This is a genomic window from Vibrio marinisediminis, from assembly GCF_014050145.1.
Taxonomy (GTDB): Bacteria; Pseudomonadota; Gammaproteobacteria; order Enterobacterales; family Vibrionaceae; genus Vibrio; species Vibrio marinisediminis.
Genome location: NZ_JACFYF010000033.1, coordinates 1 through 4,016, shown reverse-complemented (window position 1 = coordinate 4,016; position 4,016 = coordinate 1). Strand labels below are relative to the sequence as shown.

Sequence of the window (4,016 nt, the reverse complement as noted above, 5' to 3'; positions counted from 1 at the left end):
TCGCTGTATTTGCATAACAAAATGTTCAAAGAGGATTCGCAACGCTTGGCGAATTCTGTTTAAATCCAGCAATGGTGTTTAGGGTGGTTTGTCGTAGCTTTAGCGCAATGCGTCGCTCACCCCTTAACATAGCGTTATGTAAAGCGGGTAAAATAGGCATTATTCTGTTTATTCGCTCTCTCTAGCTATCGGTTTGCATCCTCGTCAAAATTCACTTTTTCTGTTCCGATTCTTTGCCAAATTAGCCGTAAAACATGCCAAGGTTCGTGAGTTTCCTCATTCAGTTTCAGAGTTGATTCGTGGTTAGCCTTGCCGGTTCAAAGTGTGGAAAGGGCAAGGTTAACGAAAGTCCCTATTTACTGATGGTTTCTTTCGTTCGGTTTGCCAGATTCAAAAGCATTTTTGGTCGCTGCTCATCACCATTTTCCACTTGTTGAAGCTTGGTCTGTAACATTGCCGGCTCTGCAAATTCGTGAACACTGTTGGGTTCTTTGGTTTTGGCTATTTCTTCGGTCGTACAGGCTTGGTTTTTCGTGGTAACTTTGGCTTATGTGGCTGAATTTACATAACAAAGCATTTAAGACGGATTCTCAACGCTTGGCAATTTCAGCCTAGGTCAGCTTCAGTGCTAAATGTGGCAAGGTTTAAGCTTGGGTGGTCGCGTTGTTCACCACTTAATGCGGCGTTAGGTGGTTAGAGGGGGAAACACAAGTTTGACGATGGTTAAAGCTGTAAAGGGGGCGATAAATGAACAAAATTATATGGCCTAGCCTAGTATTGTCTCACTTCGCTAAAGTTTTTATTGTGGTATCCCTAGTTGTATCTTGGTGTTCAACTGGACTTTATAAGTATTTGTATCATGAGCATATTGACTTCGCGCATCTTTGTTCCGTAATACTAATTTATGCTATCGGCTGCTTTATTTTTGACCGAGACCTACCAATTGGAACGATAGCGATGAACTATGAAGCAGAAAGCTCAGGTAATCAATTTGGGCGTTTTCTAATCACGATAATTTGCTTAATCTGTTATTGGTATGTAGTTCTCAGAGTTTTGTAGTTAACATCATACAGCAATCACCTAACAAACAATTTAAGAGTGATTCAGCACGCTTGGCATTTTTGGTTTGGGTCAAGTTTAGTGTTGAATGTGTTCAAGTTAGGTGGTGTGGTCGCGTGCTTCACACCTTAATTGGGCGTTAGCCATTTTCGGAGTAAAAATGAGTATTGTAGATTCATTTCAAATATTTTCAGATAACTTCTCAAATCGTCTTCAGAGGTATTCAGCTAAGGATATAACTGAAGATTGTCTTCGGTATGATCTTTTTGCTGCATTACTGGAATCTGGATATAGTGCCGATTCTTGTGTTCTAGAATTATCTCATCCTCACCCTAGTTTTGAAGGTCGTGAAATAGATCTAGTTACCTATAGCAATGATTTACGCCCAGAATCTGTAGTGGAAATGAAGTATTTCAAAGAGATTCCAAGTAAAAAGCAAGATACAACCCAATACATGGCGAAGTTAGTTGTTGATTTAATCAAACTAAAATTCACGTCTGAATTAGGTGGCAATTCATACTTTGTAATGGCAACAGATCACGTAATGAAACGCTATATCTCAAATAAAAGTAATAGCTTCTCTAAACTCTTTGAAGAGCCTTTAAATACGGTATTTTCAATTTCTCCCTCAGACAAAAGTAGCAGGAATAGCCATTTCAATAAAAATATAGCTAAGGACATCAACTTGGAGTTATTCCCATTGTCCAGTGCAATTAAAATTGAGAGAATTTTTGAAGTTCAGCTTGTGAATGATAATGCGATCTACGTCTTTCAAGTACATGGCTAACAAAGCATTTAAGAGTGATTCCCAACGCTTGGCATTTTTCATTCCATCGTTGGTTTTTGTGTTTACGGTGGTATGGTTAAGTTTCGTGGTAGCGTTGCTCACACCTTAATGCGGCGTTATGTTTTAACGGAATTTCAATGGCTTAAATGCCTTTGAGTCGTTCTTTCCCCCTTTGGCTATTTGTTGGGAGTAGACTCAGCAAATCACCATTATCGCTCAGTTCTTAAATCTCTCAGCCCGTAAAACATGCCAAAGTTCGTGGGTTGCTTCATTCGAGTTTTAGGGTGGTTTGCTCGCCTTGTTTCTCTGGCTCAAAGTCGCTTTGGGCATATTTCTCAATCAGCCAATAACCTTGGCAGTTGAGTCGGCAAATCGCCATTGTTCTGCGCTGCTTGTGCTAAGAAAGGGCACTTGTTGAGGCTTAACCGAGTTGCCTCATTATCAGGGAAGTGGGGTTACTCGTTTCTGGTTTGGCGCATCTGGCAGTCAAGTGAGTTCTAGCTTGTGACGTGGTTCAGAAATCTAGGTCTGCACTTCAGTTCTTTGCCAAGTAAATCAATGGATTGTGCTAAAACATAACAAAGCATTTAAGACGGATTCTCAACGCTTGGCAATTCCAGCTTAGTTCGGCTTTAGTGCTATATGTGGCAAGGTTTAAGGTTAGGTGGTTGCGTTGTTCACCACTTAATGCGGCGTTATGTATTTGGAGTAAATTTGAACTTAGACAATATCGCAGCAATTGCCGCTTTCTGGGGGGCATTGACAGGAACATGCGCCTTGATTATACAGGCATTAGGTTTCCTCAAGGATGGTATCGCCATTAGAGCACTCCCAAGAATGTACTATTCGGTGAAGGTTGTTGACGGCTACGATGAACCCGTAGAAAAAACAGCTTTCGACATTGATATTGCGAATATAGGGCGCAGAGTTGCGTATATTGAATCAATCTCTTTTTATCCTAAAAAGTCTGATAGTAATGAATCCTTACGTGTCAGCCTGTTTGACGCAGACAGCCGTTCAGACCTAATTGAAGTTAAAGAGGGAGAAAAGTACTACTTCAGGAGTGATAGCGATTATCGGAATTTTTCCGAGGTTCTTGGGGAGTTTGGTGTTCTTGAAATTAGACTTACTTCTGGGAAGGTAATTAAAACACAGTTTAAAGTTACAAAATTTTCGCGGATACCAATAACAAATACATAACAAAGCATTTAAGACGGATTCTCAACGCTTGGCAATTTCAGTCTAGGTCGGCTTTAGTGCTGAATGTGGCAAGGTTTAAGGTTAGTGGTCGCGTTGTTCACCACTTAATGCGGCGTTATAAGCATCAGGAGGAATTTTGGAACAAGGTAAGTTCGTCGTAGACAAGAAAACAGTGTTTGAGTCTTACTCACAAGACCCTACTTTAAGAAGTTTATTCACTTTAATTCCTTATCTAGGTCCAATAATTGACGCTCAAATGACATCAAGAGCAAGTTACTATCAAGGGAAACGCTTTGATGCGATGTTGCAGGCAATTCACTCAGAAATAAATGCAATCGAAAGAGACCATTTAAATAAAGCTTACATAGAAAGCGAAGAGTTCTATGACTTGGTCGTAAATGCCTTTACTCAGGCATCTAGATTAGCTAGCAAAGATCGGATAGATGCAATTGCATCAATTATTAAAGAGTCTCTAGATAATGGTACTACCCAACAAGTACTCGCCATTGATCTAGTTAGTGTTTTAGGGGAAATGTCTGAATCAGAGGCATCCCTTCTTGGGCAATTAGGGCATATATATCAAAGATATCCTGAGCGATTACAAGGTGACTATAATCATGCGTTTCGTATTGAAGCAATTGAAGACTTACTAACTACAGAAATTGCTCGAAATAGTAATTTTTTGTGTTCACGGTTAGTTTCTAGAGGTGTGTTGTTCTCGTCATTTGATACATTTGGTTTAACAAGTGCCGGAGAAGAATTACTTAAGTATCTCCCGTCACAATGCTTATAACAAAGCGTTTAAGACGGATTCCCAACGCATGGCGTTTTCGACTTACTTTGGTTTAAGTGTTTATGTCACAATGGGTTAGGTAGGGTGGTTAGCGTTGCTCACCACTTAACGCGGCGTTAGGTTTGCGCGGAGGAAATAAGTAACTATGAAATGGATTTTCGGTCTATTAGTCTCAAT

3 protein-coding genes are annotated in these 4,016 nt (G+C 40.1%); all 3 read left to right on the top strand.

The annotated features are described in order from the left end of the window. Positions 1 to 1,219: 1,219 nt before the first annotated feature. The 3 genes from H2O73_RS20125 (at position 1,220) to H2O73_RS20115 (ending at position 3,839) form a co-directional block, all read left to right on the top strand. The gene (locus H2O73_RS20125) at positions 1,220 to 1,846 is read left to right on the top strand and encodes a hypothetical protein (RefSeq protein ID WP_182110711.1); all 627 of its coding nucleotides are present in this window, start codon (positions 1,220 to 1,222) and stop codon (positions 1,844 to 1,846) included. 642 nt (positions 1,847 to 2,488) lie between these two features. After that, positions 2,489 to 3,046: a hypothetical protein gene (locus H2O73_RS20120; protein ID WP_182110710.1), complete on the top strand. Its 558-nt coding sequence runs from the start codon at positions 2,489 to 2,491 to the stop codon at positions 3,044 to 3,046. 136 nt (positions 3,047 to 3,182) lie between these two features. Beyond that, positions 3,183 to 3,839, top strand: a complete 657-nt coding sequence (locus H2O73_RS20115; protein ID WP_182110709.1) for a hypothetical protein — start codon at positions 3,183 to 3,185, stop codon at positions 3,837 to 3,839. Positions 3,840 to 4,016 lie beyond the last annotated feature (177 nt).

Coding starts and splice junctions, on each gene's coding strand:
- H2O73_RS20125 (WP_182110711.1), top strand. CDS start 1,220: ATGAGTATTGTAGATTCATTTCAAATATTTTCAGATAACTTCTCAAAT.
- H2O73_RS20120 (WP_182110710.1), top strand. CDS start 2,489: ATGTGGCAAGGTTTAAGGTTAGGTGGTTGCGTTGTTCACCACTTAATG.